We start from the raw sequence: 18505 nt of genomic DNA, 5'->3' as shown, positions 1-18505 counted from the left end.
GCGGCGAGCACCGCGAGGCCGGGCAGGTAACAGACCACCGCGGCCACGAGGAGGACGACCGCATCGGGCACGGACCGAGGCTAGCGGCGGCGTGCCTCGGACGATCGCTAGGCTCCCGGCATGGCGGAACCGGACGAGGACACGACGGCAGGCTCGTACACCGATCGGCTCAACCGCCTGCAGACCGCACGCTGGAAGCAGGTGCTCGACGTTCAGCGGCCGTACCGGTGGAACCTACGGCGGCTGCTCGGCGAGCGGCGGGTACTCGACGTCGGCTGTGGCATCGGTCGCAACCTCGCCCACCTCTCCGCGGAGAGTGTGGGGGTCGACCACAACCAGCACTCGGTCGACGCGTGCCGGGAGCTGGGCCTCACCGCCTTCACCACCGACGAGTTCCTGGCCGCCCCGCCCGAGCGGCCCTTCGACGGGATGCTGGCGGCCCATCTCGTCGAGCACCTCCCTCCGGACGGCGCCGCGGAGATCCTCCGGCCCTACCTCCCCTCGCTCGCGCCGGGTGCCCGGGTGGTGCTGATCTGTCCGCAGGAACGCGGCTACGCCTCCGATGCCACCCATACGGTCTTCTTCGACCACGCGCGGCTGCGCGAGCTGGCCGAGGAGCTCGGCCTGGAGGTCTCGGAGGAGCGTTCGTTCCCGTTCCCCCGAGCCGCGGGTCGTGTGTTCACGTACAACGAGTTCGTGTCGGTCGCTCACGTCCCCTGATCGGGGGACGGATTTCGCTACTCTCCGACGCGTGGCACTGGGACCCGCCGTTCGCACTCGCCTCGGCCGCTACGAGATCCCCGCGGCGGACGCGTACCGGTCGCTGTTCATCAACCTCGACGACTGTGCCGAGGTCATGGCCAGCGTGTTCCCGGCGGCGCGGATCCTCGAGATCGGCTGCGGGGACGGCAGCTTCGCCCAGCGGCTGCTGAAGCGGTACCCGAAGGCGGACTACGTCGGCATCGACGTCTCCGCTCAGCCGGGTCGCCTCTTCCGTGGCGACCCCGCCCGCGTGCAGTTCGCTAGCGTCGACTCCGCGAGCTTCCGGGCCACCGAGCCCGGGACCTTCGACCTCGTCGTGGTGGTCGACGTGATCCACCACGTGCCGCACGAGCTGCGCGAAGCGCTGTTCCGAGACGTCCGGGCACTCACCACACCAGGCGGCCACTACGCGATCAAGGAGTGGGAGCCGCGGCCCGGGCCCGCGCACCTGGCCTGTTGGGCTGCGGACCGGTTCATCACCGGTGACCGCATCTCCCACGTGCCGAGCGCGGCGATGAAGTCCCGGCTCGCGGACCTGCTCGGAGACGAACTGGTGCTGGAGGCCCGCATCCCCCCGCACCGGCACAACTACCTGCTGGGCTACGCCCGCGAGGGGATCCCCGCGCAGCGCACGGGCGACTAGTCCTCGCCGATCCTCGTGAGGCTGAGCGTGAAGCTCACGATGATCAGCTGGAAGCCCGTCACGCAGAGCACCATGCCGACGATCGGGATGCGCATCGACTGCACGACGTCCAGCGCGCCGAAGCCGGTCGCGCCCCAGGAGCTCACGGCGGCGATGAAGAACCCGATGCCCAGCACCATCAGGATCCCGCCGATGACCAGGCCCTTCTCCAGGGAGAGCCGGGTGAAGATCCGTTCGAACTTCTCCGACGGCGGAGGGAGCAGTTTGAGGTGGGCCGCGTAGGACCGGGCGATCACCGCCAGACCCACCCCCTGCGTGCCCACCACGAACATGGTGGCGAAGGCGAGCATGGAGTGGATGCCGAGGCCGACGTCGCCCACCATGCGGGTGGACGGACCGACCGCGAGCCAGACCATCCCGACCAGCCCGATGAGCTGCATCGCGAGCGACGGGTAGTAGAGCAGCCACCGCGGGCTGAAGGCGAGCAGGAAGCGCAGGTGGCGCCAGCCGTCCCGCCAGGTGCGCAGGTGCGGGGCGCGGGTGCGGCCGTCCGGGCGCAGGGTGGTGGGGACCTCGGTGATCCGGTAGTGCGACAGCGAGGCCCGCACCACCATCTCCGACGCGAACTCCATGCCCGACGTCCGTAGGCCCAGCTCCAGCAGCCGGTCGCGGCGGAAGGCCCGCATCCCGCAGTGGAAGTCGCCGACCGGGATCCGGAAGAACAGCCTGCCGAGCATCGACAGCACCGGGTTGCCCAGGTACTTGTGCAGGAACGGCATGGCGCCGGGCTCGATCCCGCCCTTGAAGCGGTTGCCCATCACCAGGTCGGACCCGCCGCGCAGGCCCTCGAGGAAGCCGCCGAGGTTCTCCAGCGCGTAGCTGTCGTCCGCGTCGGCCATCAGCACGTAGTCGCCCCGAGAGGCCTCGATCCCGGCGATCAAGGCGGCGCCGTACCCGCGGCGCGGCACATCGATCACCCGGGCCCCGAGGTCGCGAGCGATGTCCTGAGAGCCGTCGGTAGAGCCGTTGTCGGCCACGACGACCTCGCCTACGACGCCCAGTTCGGCCAGCGAGCTCTGCGCCTTGCGGATGCAGGTCTCGAGTGTCTCCGCCTCGTTGAGACAGGGCAGGACCACCGAGAGCTCGACGGCCTCCTGCCCGGCCTGGCGGTCGGCCTGGACCGTTGACGAGGACGTCATGTCAGGTGCCTCCGGGGTCCGGTCGTGGTGCTGCGTCAGACGGCTGCCCGAACTGTCCCGCATCGAGGGCCGACGGCTGCGTCGCCACGCCGCAGCGTCCGGAGCCGACGACCATCGTGCCGCATGTCGTTACGCGGGGTCGGGAGGGGTCCCGGTCGGACGATGCATCCGCCGTCGATCGAGCCGGTACTCGTCGACCCAGGATAGGGCGGAGAGGTCAAGCACCGCTGCTCTATTCTTCCGACGTGCCCCGATCAGACAGCGTTCAGCCTGCCGCGACGGTGGAAGTTCTCGGCGATTCCGAACTCCAGTCGAGCACCCTGGAATCGCTCACTTCTGCGGTGAATTATCACGATTGGCTCACCACCCTTGCGCTTCCCTATCTCGGAAGTCACCCGATCGAGTTAGGAAGCGGTCTCGGCGATTACGCGCAGTCATGGCTTGACGCGGGGGTTCCCCGCTTCACCGTGACGGATCTCGACGACTCGCGGCTGCGGGTGCTCCAACGACGTTTCGCCGGCGACGAGCGCGTGGACGTCAAGCGGCTGGACGTGTTCCGTCCTCATTCGGCACGCCACACCGCCTTCGTCGCGTTCAACGTCCTGGAACACATTCAAGACCATGTCGGGGCGCTTCGCGCCGCGCACGAACTCGTCGCACCCGGGGGAGCGGTCGTGATGTTCGTACCGGCCTTCACCTTCGCCATGAGCGATTTCGACCGGGCCGTCGGCCACGTTCGGCGATACCGGCTCGCCGACATGCGTACGACCTACGAAGCAGCCGGGCTGACAGTCGAGCGCCTGCACTACGTGAACGCTCCCGGCCTGTTGGCATGGTTCGCCGGAATGCGACTGATGCGGATGACTCCTGGCGACGGCCCGCTCGTCCGCGTGTGGGACAAGGTCGTGATGCCCACGGCTCGCCGCCTCGAACGCAGCGTGACTCCACCGTTCGGTCAGTCGGTGTTTGCCGTCGGGAGGGTTCCGCTGACCAACTGATCGGGCTGTCAGGGGGTGTTGGGCTCCCTTGTCAGATCAAGGGAGTAGACGGAGACGGATCCAGCCTCGAACTCGCTGTGCAGCCCCGGCAGGCCCGCGAGGTTCGTCAGGCCGGGAGCCAAACGGAAACCGTCGTCGCCCGCCCAGTTCTCCGGAGAGCCCGCCGATCCGATGCCCGGGGCGTTGTTGTCGACGTACACCCACCGGACGTTGAGGTCGATGAGCTGCTGCCGAACCTGGAGATCGTCCGGATACCTCTTGAACTTCTCGAGCAGTCGGTAGGTGTAGGGCACCCCGGGGAACCCGAGCGTGTAGACGTTCACGATCGGGATCCCGTGCGCCAGGTAGAGCAACGTCGATCCGTCGTTCCCCGAGTTGAACACGCGCTGCCCCGGCTGAATACGCGACGCCAGCCAGTCGGCTGCCGCGCGGTCGTCCGGGCCGTACCGCACGAAGTCCGGTGTGCCATAGCGATGCGCGACCGCCTGTTCGTTGATCGCTGTGTAGCCCACGGTCGGGCCTGCTGCGAAGCCGACGAAGACGAGGGTCGCGACAGCCAGCGAGACCCAACGGGGTGCGAGGGGTACCGGAGTCGCGCGGCGGACGAGGACGGCGAGCCGGTCCGCTATCAGGACCAGGCCGACGGCGGCGATCACCGGCGCCAGCAGCGACACGTGCGACCAGGTTCGGAGCATGGCGTTGTAGTAGAACTGCGTGACGACGGCGTCGAAGCCTCGCCCGGGGCTCACCCACGCACCCAGGAGGACGACGCTCCACACCGCGTACGGCACGAGCGGACCAGGCCCTCGGCGCCGCGCGGCGATGGCGGAGGCGCCGACTGCGAGCACGAGGACGACCCAGACCTGTGATCGCGCCTGCGCCTGGTCGATCCAGCCGGAGTACGGAAAGCTGAAGGTCTCCCCCATCGCCTCCACGAAGGTCATCGGTGAAGTGTCTGGAGGCCAGTTGCCAGTCCGGCCCGCCTGGCTCAGGCCGGGCCCGGCAGCAATGGTGAGCAGGACCAGTGTCCCAGGCGCAGCGAAGAGTAGTGGCTTGATCGACGCCCGCAGCTCGCTCCGCCCGCGACGGGTGAAGGACTGCCCGAGCCACCAGGCCACGACCGTCAGCCCGACGGAGACGGCAGCGCTGGGGTGCGCCCATACGGCGCCAACCACACCGAGACCAACCGCCACGCCGGCCTTCGGCCGCAGCCGCGGCAACGCGAGCACACCCGCGACGACGCCCGGGACGAGACACAGGGCGACGGCGTTGCCGAGGATGCCGCCGTCGTGCATTAGATGGAAGGAGGGACGGTACATGCCGCCCATTACCAGAGCGCCGATGCCGGCGGCGAGCATCGCCCCGCCCGGCCGAACTCCGAGCTGACGTGCCGCGACCCAGGTCAGCCCGGCCACGCCGAGGCAGGGGGCGACGGCGAGCAGCACAACCGAGACCGCGTTGAGGGACACGAACACGTCGCCGGTCACGTTGAAGAGCGCCCCGGTGAGGAGGTGGGCTCCTGCGGGATAGAAGGAGACCGGCTCACCGGTCAGCACATCGGTCGGCATGATCTGCCAGGGCGCTGCGTGACCGGTTCGGCCGATGTAGGCGGCGACCATCCCGTGAATGATCATGTCGTGCTCCTGCGCGGGCGTGGCCAGCCCGTTCAGGCCGCGCAACCATGCCCACACGGGGAAGGCCGTCCCCGCCGCGACCATCGCGCCGCCGATTCGGCTACTCGTCCTGTCCCGCGTCGTCACCGGACGAAATAGGCTCTTCCAAGGCCGAGGGGATCGCCGACGGAGGACGACCGCCGCAGCACCCAGGACGATGGTCACGGTGGCCAGGCTCACGATGCCGTACGGGAGGCCGACCAGTGCAGTCAGGACTGCCACGGCACCGGCGATGCCGATCGACACCGCCGGCGCCATCGCCAGCCTGAGCAGCGGGGATCCACCACCGACGAGCGCGAGGAGGGCCAGCCCGGGGAGGTAGGCTGTCACCGCGGTCACGAGGAGCACTACCACGTCCGGCACAGCGAAAGGCTAGCGAGCATCTCCGGGAAGGTTCGCTGCGGGTAACGGGAGGGTCACCTATCGCAGTATCGGGGCGCTGGTGGGGACAGCCGGGTCCTGGCCTACTGTCGGGCCGGTGACTAGCGGTCGGACGGCCATCCGTCGGCGTCTGGGAGACGTGGTACCGGTCGGTGTGGGCCTGGCCCTCCTGGGCCTGTCCGCCTACGTCGTCCTCGCCGCTGCCGGCCATTCCCTCAGCCCGGACGACTACGCTGCAGTCGCATCGCTGTATCTCGTCGCCGCGGTGGGTGGCCCCGGGGTGTTCCTGGCCGTGGAGCAGGAGACCAACCGCGAGATCAGTCGACGGCGGGTGGTCGGGGACGGGCTCGGTAGCGCGTACCGCACGAATGCGCTGTCGACGGCGATACTGGCACTCGTCGTGACCGTCGTGCTCCTCTGCCTCGGCCCCATCCTCGTTCCGCAGGTGTTGGGTGGGTCGTGGGGGCTTCTCGGAGCCGCGGTCCTGGGCTCGGCCGGCGCCGCGGCGGCCTACCTGATGCGTGGTCTCTTCGCAGGGACCCAGAGCTTCTCCTGGTACTCCAGCTCTCTGGGGATCGAGGGTCTGACTCGGATCGTGCCGTGCATAGTCCTTGTCCTCCTAGCCTCGACCAGCCCGTTGGCCTTCGGATTCGCCTTCGCCGGTGGGACGGTGCTCGCCGCCGTGCTCTGCCTGCCCGGGCTCCGTCGAGCACAGACGTCGGGATCGCCGCTCCGCCTGGGCACGGTGTTGGCTAACACTGGCGCGCTCGCCTTCGCCTCGCTGCTGACCTACGTCGTCGCGAACGTCGCCCCCCTCGTCATGACGGCGAAGCTGACCGGTACCCCAGAACTCGCGGCGAGCTACGTGTCGCTCTTCGTGATCGCCCGGATCCCCGTCTTCCTCTTCGCCCCCTTCCAGGCGTTCCTCCTCCCGAGCCTGACCGCCGGTGCTGCGCGCGCTGACGCCGGCCATGTCCGATCCCGACTCACGACGGCTCTGCTGATGGTCTGCGCAGTCGGCCTGCCCTCCTCGGTGGCCCTGGCGCTCGCCGGACCATGGATCGCCACGACCCTGTTCGCCGCCCCGCTCGAACTGCCCGGCCTCGCCGCAGGCGCTCTCGGCGTCGGCACGGTCCTCATGCTCGCGGCGCAGACTCTTCAGCCGGCAACGATCGCGCTGGGCGCGCACAAGATCGTCACGACGGCATGGGGCGCTGGAGCGGTGGTGTACACCGCGCTCCTCGCCTCGTCCCTCGATCCGGTCACCGGTGCGATCACGGCGCAGGTCGTTGCCCCCGCCGTGGTGGCCACGATCTTGATCGTGACGATCGTCGTGCGGCTCAGGGCGCTGGGCAGCGGCTCACGGCCCGTCGAAAGCACCGACGAGGTCTTCGGCGGCTGAGCCCGCTCAGGAACCCGCGTCCGAGGACTTCGTGAGGTTCTCGGCGTCGTGCTCCGCCGAGCGCGGGGCGGGAATCACCACAGGCATCGGAGTCACCGCGGTGCCGACACGGTGAGCCATAGTGACCGTCCGGGTCAACACGTCCCGACCGGCGCGGAATCCCCCGGTCCGCACCAGGGCGGGCAGCTTCGTCAGGGCATGAGCGCGTGACGTCCAGTGCCAACGGGCCGCCGAGCCCGCACGTCCCCATCCCGCCCGGGTCAGGACATCGCCGATCTCGGCGAAGTACCGGTCCTCCTCGTCGAAGCGCGACCCCGCCGTGGCACCGGTCGACGACAGGCTGCTCGCATGCCGCCGGTACTCGATGCACGGCTCCTCGAGAAAGACGGCCGATCCTCCGTCGAGCAGGATCCGGAGATAGAGATCGAGGTCGAGGACGATGTCGTAGCCGGGGCGGAACCCATGCCTACGCAACGACTCACCGCGGAAGACGCAGCTCGGAAAGATCATCCAGTTGCCGTGCAGCAGGGATGTGGCGAGCTCCTCCCCACGCATCTGCCGCACCCCGTCGACCCTGGGCCGGGTCCAGCCCTTGACCCGGTCGACGAGGGGAAGGACCCGCCGGCCACGGTGGTCGATCACGGCGGCCCCGGTGTGGAACCACGACGCCTCCGGGAACCGAGCGGCGACCTGCCGTGCCCGCCTCACGAAGTGGGGCAGCAGGCGGTCGTCGGCGCCGAGCAGCACGACGAGATCGGCCGTCGACTCGTCGACGCAACGCTGGAAGTTGCGGTTGATCCCGAGCCGTCGAGGGTTGGGGAGATAGCGGATGCGGTCGTCCTCCAACGCGGCGAGCCAGCCCGCGAGATCTCCGCTACGGCCCTCCTCGACGCCGTCGTCCAGGACCGTCAGGCGCCAACCGGGATCGTCCTGCTCGAGGACGCTGGTGACCGCCTCGCGGAGCAGCGGGCCATCGCCGTACACCGGAAGCATGATGTCGACACACTCAGGGCAACGGTGGGACCGCGGTGCATTCACTCTTCCAGACTATCGGGTCGGCTACGACCTTTCCCCAGAGCGCAACCGATCCGAAATGTTACTCACTGTAAGCGCTCGAACCACCAGACTCGACCGTCACCCCAAGATCCGCCCATCGAGGCTCTGTCTCGCAATGCCGACGCGGTCCGGATCCCGAGGTCCATCCGCTGGGGTGGCCCCCGGATCGAATCTCGCGTAGTTCAGTGCGAGGACGGTTCTGAGGAGGGAGCCCGCCGCGGTCTCTCGCTCTCGCAGCATGGGCTCGAGTTGCCCCCGGTCGGCGAACCAGTCCAGCACCCGGCAGCGATCAGCGCAGTAGTATGCAAGTGTTCCGATCTCACCAGGCGAGGCCACCGTGGCACCGTCGGGTATCCGAGCCGCGATCCGCTCGTACTGCGCCGGGCTCGCCCAGTTCGAGCCGAGCGGGGACCGCTCCCGTGGCAGACCGTCGTTCAGTACGGTCCCGGCCGTGACCGCCACGATGGCGCCGTAGGCCACGGCGAGGACAGCGAAGTCGTCGACCCGGGCACGAGCCACCGTGAGAGTCAGAAGCATACCGAGCCCGCCCACCAGCGGGGCGTAGTACCCCAGTGGAAAGGCGCGGTCCCTATCATCAGGAACGCAGCCCCGTGGGCGAGTGCGCCGACTCCGAGCACGAGACCCACCGGGCGCACCCTCGACCGGATCCAGAACGGTAGGGCCAGCAGCCCGATCGCCGCGGGAAGGACGGAGAGGATGACCGCGGACGGGAAGATGGGCTGCCACAGGAGAACCCCTGTCCCGTAGTTCCACTGGCCCCAGGTCAACCCGGCCTTCAGCAGCATGGTGTCGGGGACGGCCGAGTCGAGCCACAACCATGACAGGACGAACCACGGCAGAGCCGTCCCGGCCGCCGATACCGCAACCCGCCAGCCGTTCCGGCCGCCCGCGAGCACGCCCACCAGGCTTACCACCGCAAGATCAGGTCTGGTCAGCACGAGCAGACCGGCAAGGACTCCGCTCGCCCACCTCCGGCCGGCAACTGTGTAGTGAGCCAGCCCGAGCATGAGCGTGACAGCGAGATACGACTCCAGGCCCACCGTCGAAAGGAGAAGGGGCGAGGTCCCCAGAAAGGCGATGCCGAGCATTGGGGCGCGCCACCGCGGGATCCGCAACATCCGCCCGAGCCCGTCGAGCCAATGGCCGGCCAAGGCGAAGATCACGACGACCAGAACGCCCAGGCCTGCCATGGCGTCACCCGTGACTGCGGTTCCGGCACCGAGAAGGAGAACGTTCAGCGGCGACGTGGCCGTATTGCTGGGAAGACCCGGATACATCCCCCACTCGCCATGTAGGCCCAGGGTCCGGCCGTAGGTCAACGTGATGTAGGCATCGTCGACCAGCGAAGAATGGGTAAGGCCGAAAACCAGGAGCCCCGCAACCGCTCCGAGTGCCGTTGGCATCTGCGCTCGTACCCGCAACGCGGGCATCTCGAGGGGCGTCCGCCGTCGTCGTTGTGAGGCTGACGCTTGATGACGCCATTCCCGATCCCACGTCGAAGGCCGCTGTCTGACCCGCACAGTTGACGCTGAGTCCTCCATGCCAAGAGTGTCTGCCCGAGTCGGCACTCCCGCCGCTCACTCGCGGGGCACGTTTCGGTGACTCAATCGACCAGGACGGCAAATCCGGTCGAGCGGGCCTCGGGGACTTCGAACGGCGTCTCAGCCGGTCTGGAGGATCAGAGGTAGACGGCGAGGGTCAACATTGCCACCCACGCCACCGCCAGCACCTGCAGCACCCGGTCGCCCAGGGCGATCTCCTCGGGCTCTCCGCCGTTGCCGTTGTCGACGTCCACGGCGTAGCGGAGGACCGCGACGACGAAGGGGACGATGGAGATCACCGACCACACCGAGTTGTGGTGGGCCTCGCGGATCTCGAAGGCCCAGAGGCCGTAGTCCATCACCAGCACGGTGGCCGAGAGGCCCCAGACGAACCGCAGGTAGGACGGGGAGTAGGACTCCAGCGACTTGCGGATCTTCGCGCCGGTGCGCTCGGCGAGCATCATCTCGGCGTAGCGCTTGCCGGAGACCATGAACAGCGAGCCGAAGCCCGCGGCCAGGAGGAACCACTGCGACAGCGGGATCCCGGCGGCCACGCCGCCTGCGATCGCGCGCATCAGGAAGCCGGAGGCCACGATGCAGATGTCCAGCACCGGCTGGTGCTTGAGCCAGAAGCAGTACGCCAGCTGCACCACGACGTACACGGCCAGCACGATCAGCAGCTGCACCGAGGCGAACAACGACAGCACGATCGCCGCCGCGAAGGCCACGGCCGCGACCACGTAGGCCACCGGGACGGGCACGATCCCCGCGGCGATCGGGCGGTTCTTCTTGGTCGGGTGGGCGCGGTCGGCGACGACGTCCTTGGCGTCGTTGACCAGGTAGACGCCCGACGCGGCCAGCGAGAACGCGACGAAGGCGATCAGCAGCTTGATCGCCACCGAGCCCTCGAACAGGTCACCGGAGGCGAACGGCGCGGCGAGGACCAGGACGTTCTTGACCCACTGCCGCGGCCGCATCGTCTTGAGGACGCCTGCCGCGAGACCCATCGGAGTCCGCTGCGGGGTGGGCTCCACGGAGGTCGGGACGTCGGTGCTGGTCATGAACGCTTCTTCCGGGTCAGGCGCGGGATGACGCGCCGGGCGACGAGGCCGACGCCGGCGCCCAGGCCCACGCCCGTCGCCACGTCGGTGGGGTAGTGCACGCCCAGGACCAGCCGGGACACCGCCATGACCGGCACGACGGCCAGCGGTGCCCGCGACCGCAGCAGCCCGCCGTAGAGCACGGCGGCGGCGGTCGTGGAGGTGGCGTGCGAGGAGGGGAAGGAGAGCCGGCTCGGGGTGCTCACACCGACCCGGACCGAGGGATGGTCCGGCCGGGGCCTGCGCACCACCCGCTTGACCCCGATGGAGGCGCCGTGGGCGAACGCGACGGCGGCCGCGGACCACAGCCACTCGGCGCGCCGCGGCCGGTCGACGGCCGCGCCGACCGCCCCCAGGGCGAGCCAGCCCAGGGCGTGCTCACCGAAGTGCGACATCCCCCGCGCGGCGGCCACGGCCTGCGGGGAGCCGACCGCCTCCTGCACGGCGGCGAGCGCCCTGACCTCGGCGGGGATGGCCGCGACCCGGGGGGCGACGTCGGGGACGGCAGGCACGTCGAGCGACCGGTCGGTCACGGAATGGCCTCCTCGCGCGCGCGACGAGGAGGTCGCAGGGCGCAGGTCTGCGGGTGTTACGGGCCGCCATGCTACGCGGGACCCCCGCGCGGCCCGGGAGCGACGCCCCGCCACGGGCCCCGGCGCTGGTCAGAACCAGCGTTCGAGGACGAGGGCCACGCCGTCGTCCGCGTTGGTGGCGGTCACCTCGTCCGCGGTCTCGAGGACCTCGGCGTGGGCGTTGCCCATTGCCACCCCGTGCCCCGCCCAGCGGAGCATCGCGAGGTCGTTGGGCATGTCCCCGAACGCGACGACCCGGTCGGCGGGGACCCCGTACAGCGCGGCCACCTCGGCCAGCCCGGTCGCCTTGGTGACCCCCCGGGGCGCGACCTCGACCAGGCCGCCCGGGTGGGAGAACGTGAGGTCCACGCTGTCCCCGACGAGTGGGGCGAGCGCCTCGACCATCGCCTCGCTCCCCCGGTCCACGCTCCGGACCAGCAGCTTCACCGCGGGCCGGGCCAACAGCCGGGCGCGCTCCTCCGTGGGCGGGCCGTCGCCGGGCCAGGCGTGCTCGTAGTCCGGCTCGGCCACGAACTGGGCGGCGTGGTCGCTGAACGCGCTCTCCCCCACCCGCTCGACGCCGAGGGTCGCGCCCGGCAGCGCCCGCGCGACCGCCGCGGCGAGCCGCCCGAGGTCCTCCGCGGACAGCGCGTGGGCGGACACGACGCGGTCCGCCTCGACGTCGTAGAGCACGGCGCCGTTGGCGCAGACGGCGTACCTCACGACGCCGAGCTGGGTCGCCACCGGCGGGATCCACCGGGGTGGGCGGCCGGTGACCAGCACGAACGGCACACCCTCCGCCACCGCGCGGCCGATCACGCCCGCGGTGCGGGGGGTGACGGCGCGCTCGGGGTCGAGAAGGGTCCCGTCGACGTCGCTGGCGACCAGCCGGGGGGCCTCCATCAGCCGCGTCGCAGGACGAAGGCGTGGGGCAGCAGATCGTCCACGGTGAAGGTGCGGACCCCGCCGTCGGCGGTCGCGATGTGGACGTCCGCCTTGGGGGCGAGCTCGGCGAGCCACTGCCGGCAGGCGCCGCAGGGCATCACCTCGCCCAGCGGGCTGTCGGGCGCGGCGTCGACGCAGGCGACCGCGATCGCCCGGATCCCCTCGCCGTCCCCCTCCGCGAGGGCCCGCGACAGCGCCGCCCGCTCCGCGCAGAGCGACAGCCCGTAGCTGGCGTTCTCGACGTTCGCCGCGGTGTGCACCCCGGTGGCACCGAGCACGGCGGCGCCCACCCGGAAACCGGAGTACGGGGCGTGGGCGAGTTCGGCGGCCGCTCGGGCCGAGGAGACGAGGCCCGCGATGGCGGGATCGGTCCCGCGCTCGCTGTCGCCCACTGTCCTCCCCCGGATCAGCTGCCCTCGTCGAGGGAGAGCACCTGGTGCACGGCCTTCGCGCAGGACACTAGCACGCTGTTGACCTCCTCAGAGTCGAAGCCGAGCTCCGCGAGGGTGCGCGTGGAGTCGATCGAGATCGTCCCCAGCGGGGGCGGCGCCGGTCTCGATCGCGATGATCGGCTCGCCGACGTTCACCGTGTCCCCGGGCCCGGCGAACAGCTCGCCCACCGTCCCCGCGTACGGCGAGGGCAGCTCCACCACCGCCTTCGCCGTCTCGATCTCGAGCAGGATCTGGTTGACCACGACGGTGTCGCCGGGCGCGACCTGCCAGGCCACGATCTCGGCCTCGGTGAGGCCCTCGCCGACGTCGGGCATCCGGAAGATCTCGGGCATGTCAGTACTCCAGGGCGCGGTCGACGCCGTCGAGCACGCGATCGAGGTCCGGCAGGAAGTCCTCCTCCAGCCGCGACGGGGGATAGGGCGCGTCGAAGCCGGTCACCCGCAGGACCGGCGCCTCGAGGGAGTGGAAGCACTCCTCCTGCACCCGCGCCGCGACCTCGGAGGTCACGGACGTCTCGGGTGGGGCCTCGGACACGACGACCAGCCTGCCGGTGCGCCGCACCGACTCGAACACGGGGCCCAGGTCGAGCGGGGAGAGCGTCCGCAGGTCGATCACCTCGAGGGACCGCCCCTCCTCCGCGGCGGCCACGGCGGCCTCCAGGCAGGTCTTCACCAGCGGGCCGTAGCAGGCGACCGTGACGTCGGACCCGGCCCGCACGACCCGCGACGAGTAGAGCGGCGCGGGCGCGGAGTCGGACACGGCACCCTTCTCCCAGTACCGCCGCTTGGGCTCGAAGAAGATCACCGGATCGTCGGCGGCGATGGCTTGCCGGATCATCCAGTGGGCGTCGTCCGGGTTCGAGCAGGCCACCACCTTCAGGCCCGCGACGTGCGCGAACAGCGCCTCCGGGGACTCGCTGTGGTGCTCGACGGCGCCGATCCCGCCGCCGAACGGGATCCGCACGACCACCGGCATCGGCACCTTGCCCTGCGAGCGGTACCGCACCTTGGCCAGCTGCGAGACGATCTGGTCGTACCCGGGGAACACGAACCCGTCGAACTGGATCTCGCACACCGGCCGGAACCCGCGGATCGCGAGACCCACCGCGGTGCCGATGATCCCGCTCTCGGACAGTGGGGTGTCCAGCACGCGCTGCTCGCCGAAGTCCTTCGCGAGCCCGTCGGTGACCCGGAAGACCCCGCCCAGCTTGCCGACGTCCTCGCCCATCACCAAGACCCTGGGGTCCTCCTCCATCGCCGCGCGCAGCCCGGAGTTCAGCGCCTTGGCCAGCGTCGTCGTGCTCACGATGCCTCCCCCGAGAAGCTCGCGTGGTACTCGAGGTACGCCGCCTTCTCCGCCTCCAGCTGGGGCGAGAGCTCGGCGTAGACCTCGGAGAACATCCGCTCCGGGCCCGGGTCCGGCATGGCCAGGCAGAAGGCGCGGAACCGGGCGGCGAGCTCGTCGGACTCCTCCTGGACCGAGTCGAAGAACTCCGGTCCGACGCCGAGCTCCCGCACCAGGTTGACCCGCACCCGCTCGATGGGGTCCTTCAGCTTCCACAGCTCCAGCTCGTCGGCGAGCCGGTAGCGGGAGGGGTCGTCCGACGTCGTGTGGGCGTCCATGCGGTAGGTGAACGCCTCGATCAGGACCGGCCCGTTGCCCGTCCGACACTCCTCGAGCGCCCAGCGGGAGACCGCGAGGCAGGCGAGCACGTCGTTGCCGTCCACGCGGACGCCCGGGAAGCCGTAGCCGCGGGCGCGCTGGAACAGCGGCACCCGGGTCTGCTTCTCCAGCGGCACGGAGATCGCCCACTGGTTGTTCTGGCAGTAGAAGACGACCGGGGCGTCGAACGCGGCGGCCCAGACGAACCCCTCGTGCACGTCGCCCTGCGAGGTGGCGCCGTCGCCGAAGAAGCACATGGTGGCCTCGGCGTCCGGGCCGTCGCCGACCTTCCCCTCGAAACGCTGGCCCATCGCGTAGCCGGTCGCGTTGAGGCACTGGTTGCCGATGACGATCGTGTACAGGTGGAACCGGGCCTCGATCGGGTCCCAGGACCCGTGGTCGGTGCCGCGGAAGATGCCCAGCAGCTCCGTCGGGTCCACGCCGCGGCACCAGGCGACGCCGTGCTCCCGGTAGCTCGGGAACGCCATGTCCCGGGCGGTGAGCGCCCGGCCGGCGCCGATCTGCGCGGCCTCCTGGCCGAGCAGTGGCACCCAGATCCCGAGCTGGCCCTGCCGCTGCAGGGCGTTGCCCTCCCGGTCGAACCGGCGGGTGAGCACCATGTCCCGGTAGTAGCCCTGCAGCTCGGCGACCCCGACGTCGGCCGCCCAGGAGCCGAACCGTTCGTCGTCCACCCGCACGCCCTCGGGCGTCAGCAGCTGGACGAGCTCGGGGCCGCCCTCGTCCGTGCCCTTGAGGCCGGACAGGACGTGTTCGCGGCTGGGGGCGGATCGGGGATCGGTCGGGACCCAGCTCTGGGGATCGGACACGCGTACCTCCTCGTGCTCACTCCGGCACAGGGGTGGCGTGCCGGACGGGACGCCGGCAGCGGTCCACTCGGGTGGGTGGGCCGCCCCGCACCGGGCGTCCTCGCTGAGCCGATAGTGGCACGGGACACGTGCGGAGGGGGATCGCGCGCGACAACACGATCGCACCGGAGGTCGTGGGGACGGTGCGGGTGATCGTTCGGCCTCCGAAGCTCGGACCTGCTCCAGACCTGCCCCGACCTGCTCCGGACATGGCACGGGCCCGGCACCACGAGGGTGCCGGGCCCGGTGGGCCGAGCTCAGTAGCCGCGGTTCGGGGTGGTCGGCGGCTCGCCGTACCCCTTGCGGATGCCCGCGGCACCCTTCGCCTTGTCCGCGGCGCCGTGGATCTGGCCGGAGTACTTGCCCTTCGTCTGCTTGTCGACGAACTGGGCGGCCTGGTCCACGTACTTGCCCGCCTGCTCCGGGTTCTTCTGTGCGTACCGGCGCGCGGCCTCGGCCGCACCCGCCAGTACGGCCAGCTTCTTGAACATGCCCGCCATCTCGCGATCCCTTCGTCCAGCGTCATCCGGTCCAACGCCCGAGATGTCCATCCGGGTTCCCGTATGACCGACGGGTAACACCTCGGTCCTCCGAGCTGCCTCCGCGCCCGAAGGGTGCCAGCATCCCCCCAACCGCGCCGGGCGAGGAGTCCGGTTCGTCGTGTTCGGAGGTGCCCCGTGCGTGTTCGTCGCTTGACCCTGTCCCTGACCGCGGCTGCGCTCGCGGCCGTCCTGGCGGGCTGCGGGGGAGGTGGTGGGGGCGCGGAGGCCCCGGGCGGGGTGCAGCTCGTGGCTGAGGGGTCGCTCACCATGTGCACCCAGCTGCCGTACGACCCGTTCGAGTTCCGGCAGGGCGACGCCATCGTCGGGTTCGACGTCGACATGGTCGACCTGGTCGCGAAGAAGCTGAACGTGACCACCCAGATCATCGACACGCCGTTCGACACCATCCAGTCGGGCGCCGACCTGGACACCGGCAAGTGCGACATCGGCGCCGCCGCGATGACGATCACGGACGCGCGGAAGCAGAACATCGACTTCTCCGCCCCGTACTTCGACGCCACGCAGGCGCTGCTGGTCGAGACCGACGCCGGGATCACCGACCTCCCGCAGCTCACGGGCAAGCGGCTGGGCGTACAGAACAGCACCACCGGCGCGGACTACGCGGCGGCCAACGCCGCGGGCGCCGAGATCGTCACGTTCGAGGACCTGGGCCTGCTGCTCACCGCCGTGCAGACGGGCAACGTCGACGCGGCGATCAACGACAACGGCCCGCTGCTGGACTTCGCGAAGAAGAACCCCGGGCTCACCGTGACGAAGGAGTTCGACACCGGCGAGCAGTACGGCTTCGGGGTGCGCAAGGGGAACACCGCGCTGGCCCAGGCGGTGAACGAGGCCATCGCGACCGCGAAGACGGACGGCACCTACACGCAGATCTACACGAAGTGGTTCGGCCAGGCCCCCGCCGCCGGTAGCTGAGCCCCGGGGTACCGGACATGGCCCTCACACCCCGGCAGCGCGCTCGCGTGAGCCGTGGGGTCCAGTACGCGATCGCGCTGGTGGTCGTCCTGGTCGTCGCGTTCGCGGCCGACTGGGGCGCCATCGGGCGGGCGTTCTTCGACGTCGAGGTCGCGGCGTCGCTGTTCCCCGACGTCATCGTGGTCGCGCTGAAGAACACCGTCGTCTTCACCGCGCTCGGCTACCTGCTCGCACTCGGGATCGGGCTCGTGGTGGCGTTGATGCGGCTGTCGTCCGTGCGCGTCTACCGGGCGGTCTCGTTCCTCTACGTCGAGGTGTTCCGCGGGCTGCCCGCGCTGCTGGTGGTGCTGTCCATCGGCGTCGGGATCCCGCTGGCGTTCGGCACGCTGCTCGACCACACCCTCTCGATCACGCTCGCGCTCGGGATCGTCGGCGGCGCGTACATCGCCGAGACGATCCGCGCGGGCATCCAGGCGGTGCCGCCGGGGCAGGTCGAGGCGGCCCGCTCGCTCGGCATGTCCCCGGCCCGCACGATGGTCTTCATCGTGTTGCCGCAGGCCTTCCGGACGGTGCTGCCGCCGTTGACCAACGAGCTGATCCTGCTGACGAAGGACTCCTCGCTGGCCTTCCTGCTGGGCACGACCCTGCAGCAGCAGGAGCTCGCCCAGTTCGGCCGCGCCGCGCTGAACCAGGTGCGCAGCCTGACCCCGCTGCTCGTCGTCGGGCTCTGCTACCTGGTGATCACCATCCCGCTGTCCTACCTGGCCAGACGGCTGGAGCGGCGGTACGGCAGCGCGCAGAAGGTGGAGGCCTAGTGCGCGAACCATGGGCACGGTGCCTGCGCGAGGCGCCGGACGAGCGAAGTGAGGCCGGGCGTTGAGCGCGATCTCGATCACGGGGCTGCACAAGTCCTTCGGCTCCACCGAGGTGCTGAAGGGGATCGACCTGGAGGTGGAGCGCGGCGAGGTGCTGTGCATCATCGGCGCCTCCGGGTCCGGCAAGTCCACCCTGCTGCGGTGCGTGAACCTGCTGGAGACGCCCACGAGCGGCACCGTGGTCGTCGACGGGCACGAGATGACCGACCCGGACTGCGACCTCGACAGGGCCCGCCGCTCGATCGGCATGGTGTTCCAGGGCTTCAACCTGTTCAGCAACTTCACCGTGCTCGGGAACCTCACGATCGCGCAGCGCCGCGTGCTGGGCCGAGAGCGCGCGGAGGCCGAGCGGATCGCCGTCGAGAACCTCGCCCGGGTCGGCCTGGCCGGGCGCGAGAACGCCCATCCCTCGCAGCTCTCCGGCGGGCAGCAGCAGCGGGTCGCGATCGCCCGGTCGCTGTCCATGCAGCCGGACGTCATGCTGTTCGACGAGCCCACCTCGGCCCTCGATCCCGAGCTCGTGGGAGACGTCCTCGACGTCATGCGGGGGCTGGCCGCCGAGGGCATGACGATGCTGGTGGTCACCCACGAGATCCAGTTCGCGCGCGAGGTGGCCGACCGGGTGCTGTTCATCGACGCGGGGGTGATCCACGAGATCGGCCCGCCGGAACAGGTGATCGGGAACCCGCAGCAGGAGCGGACCAGGGCCTTCCTCTCCCGGGTGCTGCATCCCGGAACCGGCGCGAAACCACCCGAATCGGACAGCGCCCCGGCGGGATGACACGATCGTGGGGTGCGGATCCGCGTCCACCCACCCCGCAGGCTCCGCCGGCTGCCGTCCCTCGGTGCCCTGCTCCCACTGGTCCTCGTGGGCGCGG

19 protein-coding genes are annotated in these 18505 nt (G+C 70.4%); 7 read left to right on the top strand and 12 right to left on the bottom strand.

Annotated elements, in window-relative coordinates:
* The first annotated feature begins 120 nt into the window (after positions 1 to 120).
* Together H5J29_RS03525 and H5J29_RS03520 are read left to right on the top strand one after the other, a co-directional pair.
* Complete coding sequence (locus tag H5J29_RS03525) at positions 121 to 720, top strand: bifunctional class I SAM-dependent methyltransferase/NUDIX hydrolase (RefSeq protein ID WP_181779443.1); 600 nt, start codon at positions 121 to 123, stop codon at positions 718 to 720.
* Positions 721 to 751: 31 nt separating this feature from the next.
* Positions 752 to 1405, top strand: coding sequence for a class I SAM-dependent methyltransferase (locus tag H5J29_RS03520; RefSeq protein WP_181779442.1), 654 nt, complete (start codon positions 752 to 754; stop codon positions 1403 to 1405).
* Here H5J29_RS03520 and H5J29_RS03515 read toward each other — a convergent pair.
* Positions 1402 to 2604 carry a glycosyltransferase family 2 protein gene (locus H5J29_RS03515; protein WP_181779441.1) on the bottom strand — a complete coding sequence of 401 codons (1203 nt, stop codon included), beginning with the start codon at positions 2602 to 2604 and terminating at the stop codon, positions 1402 to 1404. The two genes, H5J29_RS03520 and H5J29_RS03515, sit on opposite strands and share 4 nt — an antisense overlap.
* A 245-nt stretch (positions 2605 to 2849) precedes the next feature.
* Between H5J29_RS03515 and H5J29_RS03510 the strand changes: the two genes are divergently transcribed.
* Positions 2850 to 3602, top strand: a complete 753-nt coding sequence (locus H5J29_RS03510) for a class I SAM-dependent methyltransferase (protein ID WP_312858041.1) — start codon at positions 2850 to 2852, stop codon at positions 3600 to 3602.
* A gap of 8 nt (positions 3603 to 3610) precedes the next feature.
* Here the strand turns inward: H5J29_RS03510 and H5J29_RS03505 are convergent, their stop codons facing one another.
* Positions 3611 to 5638, bottom strand: coding sequence for a DUF6541 family protein (locus H5J29_RS03505; RefSeq protein ID WP_181779440.1), 2028 nt, complete (start codon positions 5636 to 5638; stop codon positions 3611 to 3613).
* Between the two features lie 172 nt (positions 5639 to 5810).
* On the opposite strand from H5J29_RS03505, the gene H5J29_RS03500 reads away from it, so the two are divergent.
* Positions 5811 to 7058: a lipopolysaccharide biosynthesis protein gene (locus tag H5J29_RS03500; protein ID WP_181779439.1), complete on the top strand. Its 1248-nt coding sequence runs from the start codon at positions 5811 to 5813 to the stop codon at positions 7056 to 7058.
* Positions 7059 to 7064: 6 nt separating this feature from the next.
* Here the strand turns inward: H5J29_RS03500 and H5J29_RS03495 are convergent, their stop codons facing one another.
* The 10 genes from H5J29_RS03495 to H5J29_RS03450 all read right to left on the bottom strand — a co-directional run bounded on the left by H5J29_RS03495 (position 7065) and on the right by H5J29_RS03450 (position 15774).
* Positions 7065 to 8042, bottom strand: a complete 978-nt coding sequence (locus H5J29_RS03495) for a glycosyltransferase (protein WP_181779438.1) — start codon at positions 8040 to 8042, stop codon at positions 7065 to 7067.
* 599 nt (positions 8043 to 8641) lie between these two features.
* On the bottom strand, positions 8642 to 9565 hold the full coding sequence (locus H5J29_RS03490) for a hypothetical protein (RefSeq protein ID WP_181779437.1): 924 nt from the start codon (positions 9563 to 9565) through the stop codon (positions 8642 to 8644).
* Positions 9566 to 9813: 248 nt separating this feature from the next.
* On the bottom strand, positions 9814 to 10737 hold the full coding sequence (locus H5J29_RS03485) for a decaprenyl-phosphate phosphoribosyltransferase (protein WP_181779436.1): 924 nt from the start codon (positions 10735 to 10737) through the stop codon (positions 9814 to 9816).
* The gene (locus H5J29_RS03480; RefSeq protein WP_376768496.1) at positions 10734 to 11309 is read right to left on the bottom strand and encodes a phosphatase PAP2 family protein; all 576 of its coding nucleotides are present in this window, start codon (positions 11307 to 11309) and stop codon (positions 10734 to 10736) included. The genes H5J29_RS03485 and H5J29_RS03480 overlap by 4 nt, the downstream gene beginning before the upstream one ends.
* A gap of 129 nt (positions 11310 to 11438) precedes the next feature.
* On the bottom strand, positions 11439 to 12251 hold the full coding sequence (locus H5J29_RS03475) for an HAD family hydrolase (protein ID WP_181779435.1): 813 nt from the start codon (positions 12249 to 12251) through the stop codon (positions 11439 to 11441).
* Entirely contained in the window at positions 12251 to 12685 is a 435-nt protein-coding gene (locus tag H5J29_RS03470) for a cytidine deaminase (protein ID WP_220186934.1), read from the bottom strand. The genes H5J29_RS03475 and H5J29_RS03470 overlap by 1 nt, the downstream gene beginning before the upstream one ends.
* 87 nt (positions 12686 to 12772) lie before the next feature.
* The gene (locus H5J29_RS03465) at positions 12773 to 13078 is read right to left on the bottom strand and encodes a biotin/lipoyl-containing protein (protein WP_446686471.1); all 306 of its coding nucleotides are present in this window, start codon (positions 13076 to 13078) and stop codon (positions 12773 to 12775) included.
* 1 nt (position 13079) lies between these two features.
* Entirely contained in the window at positions 13080 to 14051 is a 972-nt protein-coding gene (locus H5J29_RS03460; RefSeq protein WP_181779434.1) for an alpha-ketoacid dehydrogenase subunit beta, read from the bottom strand.
* Positions 14048 to 15235 carry a thiamine pyrophosphate-dependent dehydrogenase E1 component subunit alpha gene (locus H5J29_RS03455; protein ID WP_181779433.1) on the bottom strand — a complete coding sequence of 396 codons (1188 nt, stop codon included), beginning with the start codon at positions 15233 to 15235 and terminating at the stop codon, positions 14048 to 14050. The genes H5J29_RS03460 and H5J29_RS03455 overlap by 4 nt, the downstream gene beginning before the upstream one ends.
* Before the next feature lie 296 nt (positions 15236 to 15531).
* Positions 15532 to 15774, bottom strand: coding sequence for an antitoxin (locus H5J29_RS03450; protein ID WP_312858040.1), 243 nt, complete (start codon positions 15772 to 15774; stop codon positions 15532 to 15534).
* A 177-nt stretch (positions 15775 to 15951) separates the two neighbouring features.
* Between H5J29_RS03450 and H5J29_RS03445 the strand changes: the two genes are divergently transcribed.
* The 3 genes from H5J29_RS03445 (at position 15952) to H5J29_RS03435 (ending at position 18408) form a co-directional block, all read left to right on the top strand.
* Complete coding sequence (locus H5J29_RS03445; protein ID WP_312858039.1) at positions 15952 to 16752, top strand: transporter substrate-binding domain-containing protein; 801 nt, start codon at positions 15952 to 15954, stop codon at positions 16750 to 16752.
* 17 nt (positions 16753 to 16769) lie between these two features.
* On the top strand, positions 16770 to 17567 hold the full coding sequence (locus H5J29_RS03440; RefSeq protein WP_181779432.1) for an amino acid ABC transporter permease: 798 nt from the start codon (positions 16770 to 16772) through the stop codon (positions 17565 to 17567).
* A 61-nt stretch (positions 17568 to 17628) separates the two neighbouring features.
* Complete coding sequence (locus tag H5J29_RS03435; protein ID WP_220186933.1) at positions 17629 to 18408, top strand: amino acid ABC transporter ATP-binding protein; 780 nt, start codon at positions 17629 to 17631, stop codon at positions 18406 to 18408.
* Positions 18409 to 18505: the final 97 nt, after the last annotated feature.

This window comes from Pseudonocardia pini (genome assembly GCF_013870575.1).
GTDB classification, from domain to species: domain Bacteria; phylum Actinomycetota; class Actinomycetes; order Mycobacteriales; family Pseudonocardiaceae; genus Pseudonocardia; species Pseudonocardia pini.
The sequence above is the reverse complement of the archived record's forward strand: the minus strand, read 5'-3'. Positions and strand labels throughout refer to the sequence as shown.